Source organism: Prauserella salsuginis, assembly GCF_024648885.1.
Classification (GTDB): Bacteria; Actinomycetota; Actinomycetes; order Mycobacteriales; family Pseudonocardiaceae; genus Prauserella; species Prauserella salsuginis.
Genome location: NZ_JANBBF010000010.1, coordinates 401,291 through 413,504 on the forward strand (window position 1 = coordinate 401,291; position 12,214 = coordinate 413,504).

Consider the following 12,214-nt stretch of genomic DNA (forward strand, 5'->3'; position numbering starts at 1 on the left):
CATTTTCCTTTCGGCGATAACCCGAATGGGTAAAGATGCGTGCCGTGACCGTACATTCCAGACGCGCGACGCGGGTCGTCTCGGCACTCTCCGCGACAGCGGTGGCCGGTTCGCTCGCGCTCGCCACCCCAGCGAACGCAGAGCCCCAGTCGACCCCGGAGGCCACCGCCGACTCCCGAATCCACGACGTGCAGGGCACCGGCCGGATCTCCCCGATGGACGGCGAGACCGTGACCGTGCCGGGCGTCGTGACCGCGAAGCGGCAGTTCGGCAGCGCCCGCGGCTTCTGGGTGCAGGACCCGCAGCCGGACGACGATCCGCGTACCAGCGAGGCGCTGTTCGTCTACAACGGTGACGAGACGCCGGACGTGGCAGTCGGCGACGAGGTGTCCGTCACCGGCGAGGTCGGTGAGTACCGGCCGCAGGGGCAGGACTCGGCGTACCAGTCGTCGACCCAGCTGACCGGTGCGGAGTGGACGGTCGCGTCGTCGGGCAACGAACTGCCCGAGGCCGCCCGGCTGACCCCGGACGCCGTGCCGGAGACGCTCGCGCCCGAGGAGGGCGACCTCGACGAGCTCGAACTCCGGCCCGACAAGTACGCGCTGGACTTCTGGGAAGCCCATGAGGGTGAGCGCGTGTCCGTCGCCGACGTGCCGCTGGTCAGCCGCAGCACGGACTACGACGAGCTGTACGTGACCACGAAGCCCGAGCAGAATCGCACCCCGCGGGGCGGCGTCGTCTACGGCGGCTACGACGACGGCAACACGGGACGGCTGAAGATCGAGTCGCTGATCCCGTTCTCCGAGCGCCCGTTCCCGACGGCGAACGTCGGCGACACGCTCACCGGCACCACCACCGGTCCGCTCGAGTACGACCAGTACGGCGGCTACACGATGCAGGCCACCGAGCTGGGCGAGGTCGAGAGCGGTGGCATCGAACGCGAGACGACGCGCGAGCAGCGTCCCAGCGAGCTGTCGGTCGCGACGTACAACGTCGAGAACCTGTCCGCCGTCGACGAGCAGGCCAAGTTCGACGACCTCGCCGAGGGGATCGTGAAGCACCTGCGGTCGCCCGACGTCGTGACGCTCGAGGAGATCCAGGACAACAACGGTGCCGACGGCAACGGCGACGGGGTCGTCGCGGCCGACGAGACACTCGACAGGTTCGCCGAGGCGATCGAGGCCGCGGGCGGTCCGAAGTACGAATACCGGCAGATCGACCCGCAGGAGCTCACCGACGGTGGCCAGCCGGGCGGCAACATCCGCGTGGGATTCCTCTTCGATCCGGATCGGGTGTCGTTCGTGGACCGTGAGGGCGGCGACGCGACGACGGCCGTCGAGGTGGAGCAGACGCGGCGGGGCGCGGCGAAGCTGTCGGTGTCGCCGGGCAGGGTCGACCCGCAACACGAGGCGTGGGACGACAGCCGCAAACCGCTCGCGGGCGAGTTCACGTTCCGTGGGCGGACGGTGTTCGTGGTGGCGAACCACTTCGCGTCGAAGGGCGGCGACGAGCCGACCCACGGCCGGCACCAGCCGCCGACGCGCTCGTCCGAGAAGCAGCGCCACCAGCAGGCCGAGGTGGTGCGGGGCTTCGTCGACGAGCTGCAGCAGGTGCAGCCGAACGCCAACGTCGTCGTCGCCGGGGACCTGAACGACTTCCAGTTCTCCGACACGCTGGGCACTCTCACCGAGGGCGGCGCGTTGACGTCGCTGATCGACACCCTGCCCGCCGGCGAGCAGTACAGCTACGTCTACGAGGGCAACTCGCAGGTCCTCGACCACATCCTCGTGTCCGACTCGCTGCGCCGCGTCGACTACGACGTGGTGCGCATCAACGCCGAGTTCGCCGAGCAGGCCAGCGATCACGACCCGCAGATCGTCCGCTTCCGGCCGTCCGCGGGCCACTTCCTCGACTACTGGGACTGGTTCTGGTCACGCTTCGGCGGGTGATGCCGCGGTAGGCGGGCCTACCGTGTTGCGCTTTCCGGAGGCCGTGTCGTCGTTTCCGGGCGCGTGTTGTGGATTCCAGGGGTCGTGTTGCGGGTTCCGGGGCCCGTGTTGCTCCCGCCCTCGCCCGGCCACGTCCCCACGCCGGCGCTCTTCCTCGCGGCTGTGTTCTGGGAACTTGCTGGTCAGCGGGCGTGGCTCGATCAGCCGGACACGGGAGGTACCACCGGAGGTCGAGCGTGCGTCGAGCCCTTACGCCCGGCTCCGGTCCGGGCGCGCTGAGTCGATCCGGTAGCGGGTGTGGAGCATGTCGGGGCTGTCGAGGGTGCGGATCAGCTGGAGCTCGACGTGTTCGGCGGGCATGCCGTCGAAGAGTCGGCGGCCCTGTCCGAGCAACACGGGCATGATCTGCAGCGACATCTCGTCGAGCTCCCCGGCGTCGAGCAACGCGCGCGCCGCCGACGCGCCGTGCAGCAGGACGTCCCGCTCGCCAGCGGCCTGCCTGGCCTGCGCCGCTGCTTCGTGGACGTCGGTGACGTAGCGGGCGTGCCCGGGTGCGGGTTGTTCGGGCACGGAGCGGGTGAGCACGAAGATCGGGACACCGTCGTGGTGGTCACCGTTCCAGTGGCCCGCGTGGTCGAAGGTGCGCCTGCCGGTCAGCACCGCGCCGGTGTCCTTCACCTCGGCCAGGATCCGGCTGCCGACCTCGTCGGTGGAGCGAGCGGTGCTCGGATCTCCGTCGTCGAGGGAGAGGGTTCGGTGGAGCCGCTCGCCGCCGACGCCGAGGCCCCGGCCGGGACCGTCCTCCGGTCCCGCGATGAAGCCGTCGAGGGACATCCACATGTAGAGCACGATCCTGCCCATCGACGTCCCTTCTCTCGGTGCACCTGTCGTCTTCCCCGCGAAGGGCGCGGCCATGCGTCCGTGACGAGTGTGGCGCAATCGCGCACGGTTCGACAGGGAACGGCCGCGCGCCGAGACCGGTCGGCCGAGGTCGCACCGGCTCGCGGCTTCAGCGTGCGCGCCAGCTCAGTTTCAGCACCGACTGGGTGAGTTCGTGATAGGCGGGGCGGATGTCGTCGGCGTAGCGCGAGGCCTGTTCGCCCCGCGCGGTCGGCACCGGCTCGGGATCGGCGCCCACGTCGAGCCACGACAGCCGCGCCACGTTGTCCCGCGCCATCGACCACCACCGGCGCGCGCGGTCCGCCATCGCCTCCTCCGCCTCGCCCGCCGCGGTGACGTTCTCCTCTGCCGCCTGGATCTCGGCGTACAGCTGCCGCTCCCGCGCCTGCTCCCACGCGCGCAGCTCCTCGGCAGCGCTGCGTGCCAGTCCGATGATCTCCTTGTACCGCGCCGCCGCCGACGTCCCACTGCCGTCGGCGCCCACCGCACCGGCTTGCATAGCGCCGGGTTGCATAGCGCCGGGTTGTATCGCGCTGTCCGGCTCGGGATGCCGCTGCGGGTCAGTCATCGGTGTCCTCCTCGCGCCGGAACGGGACGACGATCTCCGGGGCCGACAGTGTCGTCCGGTCGAAGAACAGGGCTCGGTCGGGCCGGGGCGACCAGTGCACGACCTGTCCTGCCGCCAGGGTCGACAGCTCGTTGCCCTGCACGTCCAACGCGGCCCACGCGCCGATGTCGTCGGTGCCGCCGAAGCCGAGCGTGTCCTTGAGCCGCGCCACGCTGCGCCACCAGCCGAGCACGTGCACCCCGCGCGCAGGGCCGTGCTTGAGCAGCGCCCGCAGGTGGTCGAGGCCGCTGGACTTGCCGGGTTCCTTCGCCTCCAACGTGGGAAGTGCCGCGTCGACGCCGTAGGCCACGACGATCCGCCGCGCCGCCGACTGCTGCTCGGCCCACGCCGACACGAGGTCGGTGAGCGTGTCGGTGGTGACGACCTCGGCCTTGTGCCCGTCGACCGACAGCTCCTCGGCCAGTGCCGTCACCGCTGGGGTGCACTGCTCGACCAGGCATGCCAGCGCGAACTCCACGTCGCCCGGCGCGCACTGCCGCGCCACGGAACGCACCGCGGAATCCAGAATGGAGACCGCGTCGCGTTGGCCGGTGCCGAGTACGGCCAGGTTGCGTCCCGGCGCGGCCGACAGCTCGACGGCGTGCGCCGTATCGGCGACGTCGATCGACTGCCCTACGATCGCCTGTGGACGGTCCGAACGCGACAGTGCCGTGTAGGCCGACGACTCGGTCAGCACGGGTGCGTGGGCGCCGTCGAACAGTCGCGGCACGCTAGTCGAGCCGTAGCGTTGCCACAGCTCGCGTTGCAGCGCCGGGAACACGCCACCCGAGCTCGCGTCGGGGACGTGGGCCAGGCTGTTGCCGTGCCCGATGCCGGATTCGTGGTTGACCACCGCGTGCCAGCGCGGCGCGGCCACCGCCGCCTGGTTGGCCTCCGCGAGTACCCGCCTGGCCTTCGGCATCGCGATCCGCAGCGTGCACTGCTCGAACACGGCGGGCTTGCCCCAGAACGCCTCGATGCCCGCGATGTCCTGGCTGGCCAGGATCAGGTGGATGCCCTGCGAGCGGCCGCGGCGAGCGACGTCCTCGAGCAGCGACGTCGCCAGCGCCGTCACCGAATCGCGTTCACCGAACAGGTACTGGAACTCGTCGACGACGGCCACGATGCGCGGCCAGTGCCCGCCCGGATCCTGCTGCCGCAGTTCGGACAGGGTCGTGACCTCGTGCTGCTTGGCCGCGGCCGAACGGCGGCGCAGCTCGTCGGTGAGGAACCGCAGCAACGCCAGGCCGAACTCGCGGTCGGTGTTGACGTTCACCCCGACCAGCCGCGCGTGCGGCAGCCAGCTCTCCTCCTTGCGGCCCGGCGCCAGCCCCGCGAAGGACACGCCCTCCTTGAAGTCCAGCAGGTACAACGACAGCTCGTCCGGCGAGTACCGCGCGCACAGCGAACCCAGCAGCGCGTACAGGAAGTTCGTCTTGCCGGAACCGCTCGGGCCGCCGATCAGCGCGTGCGGCGTCGCGTCGCCGATCACGACGTCGACCGGTTCGCCCTCGTGGAAGCCCACCGGGGCGCGGAGCTCGACCGCCGACGACTCGGTGCCGAACTCGGTGGGCAGCAGGTCCTCGAACGTGCGCGGACCGCCCTGCTTGGCGACGAGCGCCTCGGCGAGTCTGCTTGCGGCGGCCGTCACCTGGCTAGCGGGCAGCGGCGGGTCGAGCCGGACGGCGAGGTCGGCGCCCGTCATGCTCGTCACCGCGGTGCGATCGGCCGTAACATGGACGTTCTCCACGGCGCCGTCGAGCATCGTCGGCACGTCCACGAGGATCAGCGCCATGCCGGCTTCGAGCGCCCCGCTGGCGACGCGCTTGATGTCGCGGATCTGCTCCGGCTGCAGGTCCTCGCCGTTGCCGTAGAGCACGCCGATCCGCCACGGTTCGAGGCGTTTGCCCGTCGCGGCCCGCATGGCCCGCAGCGACACGTGTCCCGCCTGCATCGCGACGCCGTGGATGCGGCGGATGTGCCCGGCGAAGTCGTCGAGCAGGTCGGCCAGGCGTGTCGGGTCGTGGACCGTGACGGCGCTCGTGCGGGTGAGCGCGTAGAAGTTCGGCAGCACGCCGGTGAGCTGGCCGATGTCCCACAGGTGGATCTTGACGGCGCCCGGTTCGAACGTCGACAGCACGCGCATCAGCAGCGATTCGACGAGCGCGTCGACGGTGGGCCGGGTGTTCGGCGCCGATGTGATCGACAGGTGGGAGGCGTCGAGCAGTGGCACCGCGACGTCGAACGTCTGCCTGCCGCCGATGTCCACTGTGGAATCGCCGATCCGCCACAGCTCCGGGGAGGACAGGCCGGGATCGGTGCCGACGCGGCCCAACCATTCGCCGGGCGGCGCTCCCGCGGGCCCTGGCGCGGCGCCGGCGACGAGCTCTCGTAACCGGCGGGGGCCGTCGGCCCATTCGGCGTAGAACCGGTCGCGGACCGTCGCGAGCCGCTCCACGACACCTGCCATCGCCGGCGTCGTCATGCGCGCGGCGAGTTCCGGATCGGCGGCGGCACGCTCCAGCCCGGTGCGCACGACCTCCTGTTCGAGCCTGCGCTGGGCGAGGTCGTGCTCCGCGGCCGCCCGCGCGTTGCGGGCGGCCCCGAGCGCGAGGCCGATCTGGTGGCGGAGCTGGTCGAGAGCGGTGACGACCCGAGCGCGCTGCTCGCCCTTCTTCCTGCCCATTCGCCTGCTACAACCTTGCTTCGTACTGGTTCAGGGCCGACTCGACGTTGCCGAGCTGGGCGAGGTGCTCGTCCAGCTGGTCGAACGCGCGTGCCAGCGGCGGCGGTAGCCACGGCTGGCCCGAGGTGTCCGCGCCGGTACCGCTCTGGACGCTGAGCAGTGCATGCCGATACTCCTCGAGCAGTTCCCTGGCGTGGGCGGCCTGCGCGGCGGTGTCGGTGACGCCGGACCGGACGACGCCCAGCGAGGCGCGGAGCTCGTGTAGTGACATCGCGTGCTGCGGGTACGGCGCCGCTCAGAGGCGGGCCGCGTAGCCCTCGGTCGAGGAGATGCACGCCTGGATGGTGCTCTGCGTGCCCGTGATGCCCTGAATCGCCTCGGCCATGAGTCCGTGTGCCTGGCTGACGTCCTCCTGTGCGCTGCCCTCGGTCGCCATCGCGAGGGTCTGCTGCGCTTCCTCGAGGGTCTGCGCGGCCTGTTGAAGTGCGGCGATGCTGGCGGAAGCCTTCTCGTTCGCGGCGGCGATCCCCGCGCGGATCTCTTCCACTCCGGCCATGGGGCGGGCTCCTAGGACATGTTCGGTGCGTGTCGCTCACCAACTTAGCGTGACCACGGCTCGGCAGGGGTGTGGAGGTCGGTCGAATCCGATGACACTGCGTGTTCATCCTCGATTGCGAATCTCCTTCGGGTGGCAGAGCTGGGGCGGGGTGCCGTGCCGGGGTGTGGTCGACTCATTGACGTTGTGATGAAATCGCTTAGCATGGTTATCCTCGATTGAGGGGAGAACTCATGGCCGAGTTCGACGTCGTGGTGCTGGGTACCGGGGCAGCGGGGCTGACCGCGGCGCTGTCGGCGGCCGATACGGGAGCGAGTGTCGGCCTGTTCGAGAAGTCGTCCCTGATCGGTGGCACGACCTGTCTGTCGAGCGGTGTCGCGTGGCTGCCGGACAATCGGTACGCGCGGGAGGCCGGCGTCGAGGATTCGCGAGCCGAGGGTGTGCGGTACCTCGAGTCCCTCTCGCGCGGCATGATCCGGCCCGGCATGGCCGAGGCGTTCGTCGACGGGAGCGGCGAGGTCACCGATTGGCTCGAAACGCGCACGCCGCTGCACCTGAGTCTCGTACCCGGCTATCCGGACTACCACCCCGAACACCCCGGCGGTAAGCCGAAGGGCGGCCGTTCGGTGGAACCGGAGCTGTTCCCGTTCGACGAGCTCGGCGCGTGGGCCGACCACATCGAGGGCCGGGTCCGCCGCATGATGGTCCGCGAGACGCCGGTGGGCGGCGGCACGGGTGTCGTCGACCCCGGCGAGGCGAACCGTCGCGAGCAGCTGCACCTCGAAGGTCTCGGCCGCGCGATGGTCGGCGCCCTGCTGAAAGGCTGTCTCGACCACGGGATCGAACCCGTCACCGGTGCGGCGGCCGTCGAGCTGATCCAGGACGGACACGCGGTGAGCGGCGCGCGGTTCGCCGACGGCTCCACGGCCACGGCCCGCCACGGCGTCGTGATCGCGACCGGCGGGTTCGAATGGGACGCCGACCTGGTGCGCGATTTTCTCCGCGGTCCGATGTCCTATCCCGCGACGGTGCCGACCAACACCGGCGACGGCCTGCGCATGGCGATGAAGGCCGGCGCGCGCCTCGGCAACATGCGCGAGGCGTGGTGGGTGCCGGTGTGCGTGCTGCCCGGCCAGGAGAACCATGGCGAGCAGGCGGTGCACCTCGTGCTGCGGGAGCGCACGCTGCCGCGGTCGATCATGGTGAACCGCGCGGGCGAGCGGTTCACCAACGAGGCGGCCAACTACAACGCACTCGGCGGCGCGTTCCACCAGCTCGACCCGTCCGACTTCGACTACCTGGGCGACCCGTGCTGGCTGATCTTCGACGCCCGGCACGTCGAGGAGTACGGCGGCTTCACGCTCCCGCCGGGGCAGGCGCCGGACTGGGCGCTCCGCGCCGACACGATCGGCGAACTGGCGCGGAAGATCGACGTCGAACCGGCCACTTTGGGGCGAACCGTCGACCGGTTCAACGGCATGGCCGCCGACGGCGTCGACACCGACTTCGCCCGCGGCGTGAGCGCCTACGACGGATTCGTCGGCGATAAGCGGTACTACCCGGCAGCGGCCTCCACCCTCGGACCGCTCGACGAGGGGCCTTACTACGCCGTGCGACTCCACATCAGCACCCTCGGCACCAAGGGCGGTCCACAGACCGATGTGGACGGCTCTGTGTTCACTGTGGATGGAGACCCGATACCGGGGCTCTTCGCCGCGGGAAACGCCATGGCCGGGCCCACCGGAATGGTGTACGGCGGGGCGGGCGGCACGCTCGGTCCCGCGCTCGTGTTCGGATACCGCGCCGGGCGCGCGGCGGCTTCGGGAGGCAAGCGATGACGGAAGCACTCGAGCGGCGCATCCAGCGGATCGAGGACAGGACGGCGATCCAGGACCTCGCCGTGCTCTACGGCTACATCATGGACGAGCGCGACGAAGACGGCATCCGCCGGATCTTCTGCGAGGACGGCACGTTGCGGTCGGCGGACGGGGTGTTCGCGGCCGTCGGTATCGACGACATCGTGACCACCTATCTCGGCCGGTTCAAGGCTCTCGGCCCGACGAACCACTTCACGCACGGCCACGTCGTGCGCTTCGACGACACCGACCCCGACATCGCCCACGGTCAGCTCGCTTCGCACGCCGAGGTCGTCCGAGACGGCAAGGCCATGGTGGTCGCACTGCGGTACCAGGACGTGTACCGCCGCACCCCGACCGGCTGGCGGTTCGCCGACCGGCTGATGTCGTACATGTACTACACCGAGGTCACCGAGTACGCGGACGTCCTCGGCAAGGAACTGCGCGTACGCGCCTACGGCGACGAGCGCCCCGGCGACTGGCCGGAACTGCTCACCAAGGGGCACCCGCCGGCCTGGCTGAAGGACTACCTCCCCTGACCTTCTCCCGCGTGTCCTGCGCTCAGCCACGCGTGTCCTGCGTCCGGTGCCGGTACGGGTGTTGCGGATTCCGGGGACCGTGTTGAGTTCTCGGGGGGACTGTGTTGCGTCCGGCCGTCGTCGTCGACCGAGTGCGCGGCCGTGTCGAGGCGTCTCTCCACGGCCGGTGACCACGTGTCGCCTGCGGCGGCCGGGGTACCCATACCCGTGGCGTGCAGGTGAGGGTGCGGAGTCCGGAGGTCCGGCCGTGGGACGACGGCGATTCGAGGAGCTGCCCACCGGGGTGCGAAGACGGATCGTCGCCGGTGTGCTGCTGCGGACAATGCTCAGCGCAGGGCTCGTGATCACCGTCTACTACCTCCTGCCGTTGGACCGTCCGTTCGAAACCGGCCCGTGGCTGCGGTTCGGCATCGCCCTGGTGGCTTTCGGCGTGGCGGTGACCTGGCAGCTCCGCGTCATCGCGGTCTCCGACATTCCGCGGCTGAAGGCCACGCAGCTGGTCGCCGTCGGCCTTCCGTTGTTGCTCGTGCTCTTCGCCTCCGCCTACGCCGGGCTGGCGCGGACTCAGCCGGGCAGCTTCACCGAGGACCTCGGCCATACCGACGCGCTGTACTTCGCGATCACGGTGTTCGCCACGGTCGGATTCGGAGACATCGCACCGAGCACCGAGGCCGCCCGGATACTCACGATGATCCAGATGGCGGTGGGGATCGTCGTCGTGGGCGTCGCCGCGCGGGCCGTCGTCGGGGCGGTACGGGCCGCGCAGCGCCGCGTGGACGAGGAGTCACCGGCCGAGCGTGCCGACCGCACGCGGTGAGCGGGGCAGTGGGTGTGTCATCGACTTCGGACACCGTCGGCGGGTCCACTCCACCCACCACACCGAGTTGCGGCCGGGTCAGCCCGTCCCGTCCCGTGCCGCGTCGTGGCCCGAACCGTGATCGTGCGGCCGAGGAGCGTGGCGAGGCGTTCGATCGGCGCGGCCCCTCCGGTGGGGCCGCGGGCTCGTCGTACATCACCCCGCGCAGCCGTTCGGGCACGAGCGGGGCGCCGCGGCGGAGGCAGCGTTCCGCGATGGGATCGGCGATCGCGGTCGGTCTGTCCGTGGCGACGGCAAGGTCCCAGCCGTGTGTCACGGTCTCGACGGTGAACCCGCCCGCGGCCGCGGAGGCGGTGCACGGTCCCCACGGTGCGCGCACCTCGTCGTCCGGGCCCAGCACGGCCCACGCGTCGGCGATCTCGTCCGACAGCCGCGCGTACGTCGTCGCGAGCTCGGCGTCGGGGACGTCGGTGACCGCGAACGGAACGTGCCGCGTGGACGTGCCGAGTGCGGTGCCGAGGCCGCGATGCGCCGTGCCGATGAGGTGCGCCATCAATGTGCGGACGTCGAGTTCGGCGCAGGGCGCCGGACCGGCGAGCTGCTCGGCATCGGTGTCGGACATCAGGGAGGAGACCCAGGTGCGGGCGTCGGCGTAGTCCTGCAGGCGCTGCCGCAGATCAGGCGGGTCGGGATGCAGCTCTCGGGCGGCTGAGCGCAGGACACGCGGGGTGGCGTCGGTCGGGTGGTGGTCCACGGCGGCTCCTCCGAGGCGACGATCATGTTCCGGGCTCCTGGATCCACAACCCGGGCTCCTGGATCCACAACCCGGGCCCCTGGATGCGCAACCCGGGCCCCGGCGGCCGTGGTCGCTCACGGCTGCCGGCACGGAACGCGGTTTGTGACCCGTACCGGGCGCGGCTAGCGTCGCGACCATGGATACCTACTCCCTCGGCGAGTTTCCCGTGCGTCGCATCGGTTTCGGCGCGATGCAGCTGCCCGGCCCCGGCGTGATGGGGCCACCGCGTGACCGCGACGAGGCCATCGCCGTGCTGCGCCGCGCCGTCGAACTCGGCGTCGACCACATCGACACCGCACAGTTCTACGGACCCGACGTCGCGAACGAGCTGATCCGCGAGGCGCTGCACCCGTATCCGGCCGACCTCGTGCTGGTGTCCAAGGTCGGCGCTCTCCGTGACGCACAGGGTGGGTTCGTCCCCGCGCAGCGCCCCGGCCAGTTGCGGGCCGCCGTCGAGGAGAACCTGCGCACGCTCGGCGTCGACCGGCTCGGGGTCGTGAACCTGCGCCGGATGGACGAGCACGAACTGCCCGCCGATCAGCTGATCCCTCTCGAAGATCAGCTCGCCGAGATGGTCGGGCTGCGCGCCGAGGGCAAGATCGCGGGAATCGGCATCTCGACCGCCACGTACGCCCAGGTGCAGCAGGCCATCGAGCAGGCGGGCATCGTGTGCGTGCAGAACGCGTTCAGCCTCGTCGACAGGAAGGACGCCGAGGTACTGGACCTGTGTCACGGCGCGGGGGTCGCCTACGTGCCGTACTTCCCGCTCGGGTCGGCGTTCCCCGACATGCCGAAGGTCACCGACAACCCCGCCGTCCAGGCGGTGGCGGAGCGCGTCGGCGCGTCGCCCGCGCAAGTCGGGCTCGCCTGGTTGCTTGCCCGCCGCGACAACGTGCTGCTGATCCCCGGCACGTCACGCGTGGCGCATCTCGAGGAGAACATGCGGATCGCCGACGTCGCCCTGAGCGAGAACGACATGGCGGAGCTCGAGCGCGCCGCGTGACAGGCGCTGCCCCGGTGCCCGATCGCCGTGCGCCGGGGCGTGTCGGCGGCCGGCAGGGCGGAACCAGGCAGGGCCCGCTCCGGTGGCCCCGCGTGCGGTGAGACGTGCGGTTTGGCGACGCGGCGATGCGGGTACGAACCCGCAGAGCCACCGAGAAGGGAGACAGCGTGGCACGAACAGCGCATTACCGCGCCGCCGACACGGACAGTGCGCCGGCTATCACGGTGCGCGACGATCGCGGCATTCCGGTGACCGAGCTCGAGCTGCAACACGACGTCGATGGCCCCAACGACATCGACGGCGAACTCCTCGCAGCCGGTTTCAACCGCAGCGCCGACTGGTCCAAGGTCGACGACGGGTGGGTCGCCCCCGTGGTTCCTGCGGATTAGCAGCCGCGGCGGGTATCCCGCGAGTCCAATCGTCTCCCTGATCGGCCGGCGCCCATCGCGATGCCGGGCCGGCCGGTCGTTGCCCGGCCGGAACAGGAGGGGCCATCGATGAGTGC

The 12,214-nt window shown here is 70.8% G+C and carries 11 protein-coding genes and 1 pseudogene; 6 read left to right on the top strand and 6 right to left on the bottom strand.

Going from position 1 to position 12,214, the window contains the following annotated elements:
- The first annotated feature begins 44 nt into the window (after nt 1-44).
- Nucleotides 45-1,949, top strand: coding sequence for a DUF8508 domain-containing protein (locus LY40_RS13125; protein ID WP_258937017.1), 1,905 nt, complete (start codon nt 45-47; stop codon nt 1,947-1,949).
- Between the two features lie 249 nt (nt 1,950-2,198).
- On the opposite strand, the gene LY40_RS13130 is transcribed toward LY40_RS13125, so the two are convergent.
- From LY40_RS13130 to LY40_RS13150, 5 genes are all read right to left on the bottom strand, one after another.
- Nucleotides 2,199-2,810: a dihydrofolate reductase family protein gene (locus tag LY40_RS13130; RefSeq protein ID WP_258937018.1), complete on the bottom strand. Its 612-nt coding sequence runs from the start codon at nt 2,808-2,810 to the stop codon at nt 2,199-2,201.
- A 148-nt stretch (nt 2,811-2,958) separates the two neighbouring features.
- Nucleotides 2,959-3,417, bottom strand: coding sequence for a hypothetical protein (locus LY40_RS13135; protein ID WP_372497734.1), 459 nt, complete (start codon nt 3,415-3,417; stop codon nt 2,959-2,961).
- A complete protein-coding gene (locus LY40_RS13140; RefSeq protein ID WP_183782101.1) occupies nt 3,410-6,142 on the bottom strand; it encodes an FtsK/SpoIIIE domain-containing protein in 2,733 nt (910 codons plus the stop codon). The genes LY40_RS13135 and LY40_RS13140 overlap by 8 nt, the downstream gene beginning before the upstream one ends.
- 7 nt (nt 6,143-6,149) lie before the next feature.
- Complete coding sequence (locus LY40_RS13145) at nt 6,150-6,413, bottom strand: hypothetical protein (protein ID WP_258937019.1); 264 nt, start codon at nt 6,411-6,413, stop codon at nt 6,150-6,152.
- 24 nt (nt 6,414-6,437) lie between these two features.
- Nucleotides 6,438-6,698 (bottom strand): hypothetical protein, encoded by a 261-nt coding sequence (locus LY40_RS13150; protein ID WP_183782107.1) that lies wholly within the window; start codon nt 6,696-6,698, stop codon nt 6,438-6,440.
- A gap of 233 nt (nt 6,699-6,931) precedes the next feature.
- Between LY40_RS13150 and LY40_RS13155 the strand changes: the two genes are divergently transcribed.
- The 3 genes from LY40_RS13155 (at nt 6,932) to LY40_RS13165 (ending at nt 9,910) form a co-directional block, all read left to right on the top strand.
- On the top strand, nt 6,932-8,536 hold the full coding sequence (locus LY40_RS13155; protein WP_258937020.1) for an FAD-dependent oxidoreductase: 1,605 nt from the start codon (nt 6,932-6,934) through the stop codon (nt 8,534-8,536).
- Nucleotides 8,533-9,093 (top strand): nuclear transport factor 2 family protein, encoded by a 561-nt coding sequence (locus tag LY40_RS13160; RefSeq protein ID WP_183782110.1) that lies wholly within the window; start codon nt 8,533-8,535, stop codon nt 9,091-9,093. Before LY40_RS13155 ends, LY40_RS13160 begins: the two co-directional genes overlap by 4 nt.
- A 247-nt stretch (nt 9,094-9,340) precedes the next feature.
- The gene (locus LY40_RS13165; RefSeq protein ID WP_258937021.1) at nt 9,341-9,910 is read left to right on the top strand and encodes a potassium channel family protein; all 570 of its coding nucleotides are present in this window, start codon (nt 9,341-9,343) and stop codon (nt 9,908-9,910) included.
- Between the two features lie 223 nt (nt 9,911-10,133).
- On the opposite strand, the pseudogene LY40_RS26525 reads toward LY40_RS13165, so the two are convergent.
- Nucleotides 10,134-10,844, bottom strand: a pseudogene (locus LY40_RS26525) (TIGR03086 family metal-binding protein); the annotation flags it as partial.
- Between LY40_RS26525 and LY40_RS13175 the strand changes: the two are divergent.
- Together LY40_RS13175 and LY40_RS13180 are read left to right on the top strand one after the other, a co-directional pair.
- Nucleotides 10,843-11,709 carry an oxidoreductase gene (locus LY40_RS13175; RefSeq protein WP_258937023.1) on the top strand — a complete coding sequence of 289 codons (867 nt, stop codon included), beginning with the start codon at nt 10,843-10,845 and terminating at the stop codon, nt 11,707-11,709. The pseudogene LY40_RS26525 and the gene LY40_RS13175 overlap by 2 nt on opposite strands.
- A 167-nt stretch (nt 11,710-11,876) precedes the next feature.
- On the top strand, nt 11,877-12,098 hold the full coding sequence (locus LY40_RS13180; protein ID WP_183782119.1) for a hypothetical protein: 222 nt from the start codon (nt 11,877-11,879) through the stop codon (nt 12,096-12,098).
- Nucleotides 12,099-12,214: the final 116 nt, after the last annotated feature.

What these genes read in the sequence shown, in the direction of transcription:
- LY40_RS13155 (WP_258937020.1), top strand. Translation starts at nt 6,932, where the DNA reads ATGGCCGAGTTCGACGTCGTGGTGCTGGGTACCGGGGCAGCGGGGCTG.
- LY40_RS13130 (WP_258937018.1), bottom strand. Translation starts at nt 2,810, where the DNA reads ATGGGCAGGATCGTGCTCTACATGTGGATGTCCCTCGACGGCTTCATC.
- LY40_RS13160 (WP_183782110.1), top strand. Translation starts at nt 8,533, where the DNA reads ATGACGGAAGCACTCGAGCGGCGCATCCAGCGGATCGAGGACAGGACG.
- LY40_RS13175 (WP_258937023.1), top strand. Translation starts at nt 10,843, where the DNA reads ATGGATACCTACTCCCTCGGCGAGTTTCCCGTGCGTCGCATCGGTTTC.
- LY40_RS13140 (WP_183782101.1), bottom strand. Translation starts at nt 6,142, where the DNA reads ATGGGCAGGAAGAAGGGCGAGCAGCGCGCTCGGGTCGTCACCGCTCTC.
- LY40_RS13150 (WP_183782107.1), bottom strand. Translation starts at nt 6,698, where the DNA reads ATGGCCGGAGTGGAAGAGATCCGCGCGGGGATCGCCGCCGCGAACGAG.
- LY40_RS13135 (WP_372497734.1), bottom strand. Translation starts at nt 3,417, where the DNA reads ATGACTGACCCGCAGCGGCATCCCGAGCCGGACAGCGCGATACAACCC.
- LY40_RS13145 (WP_258937019.1), bottom strand. Translation starts at nt 6,413, where the DNA reads ATGTCACTACACGAGCTCCGCGCCTCGCTGGGCGTCGTCCGGTCCGGC.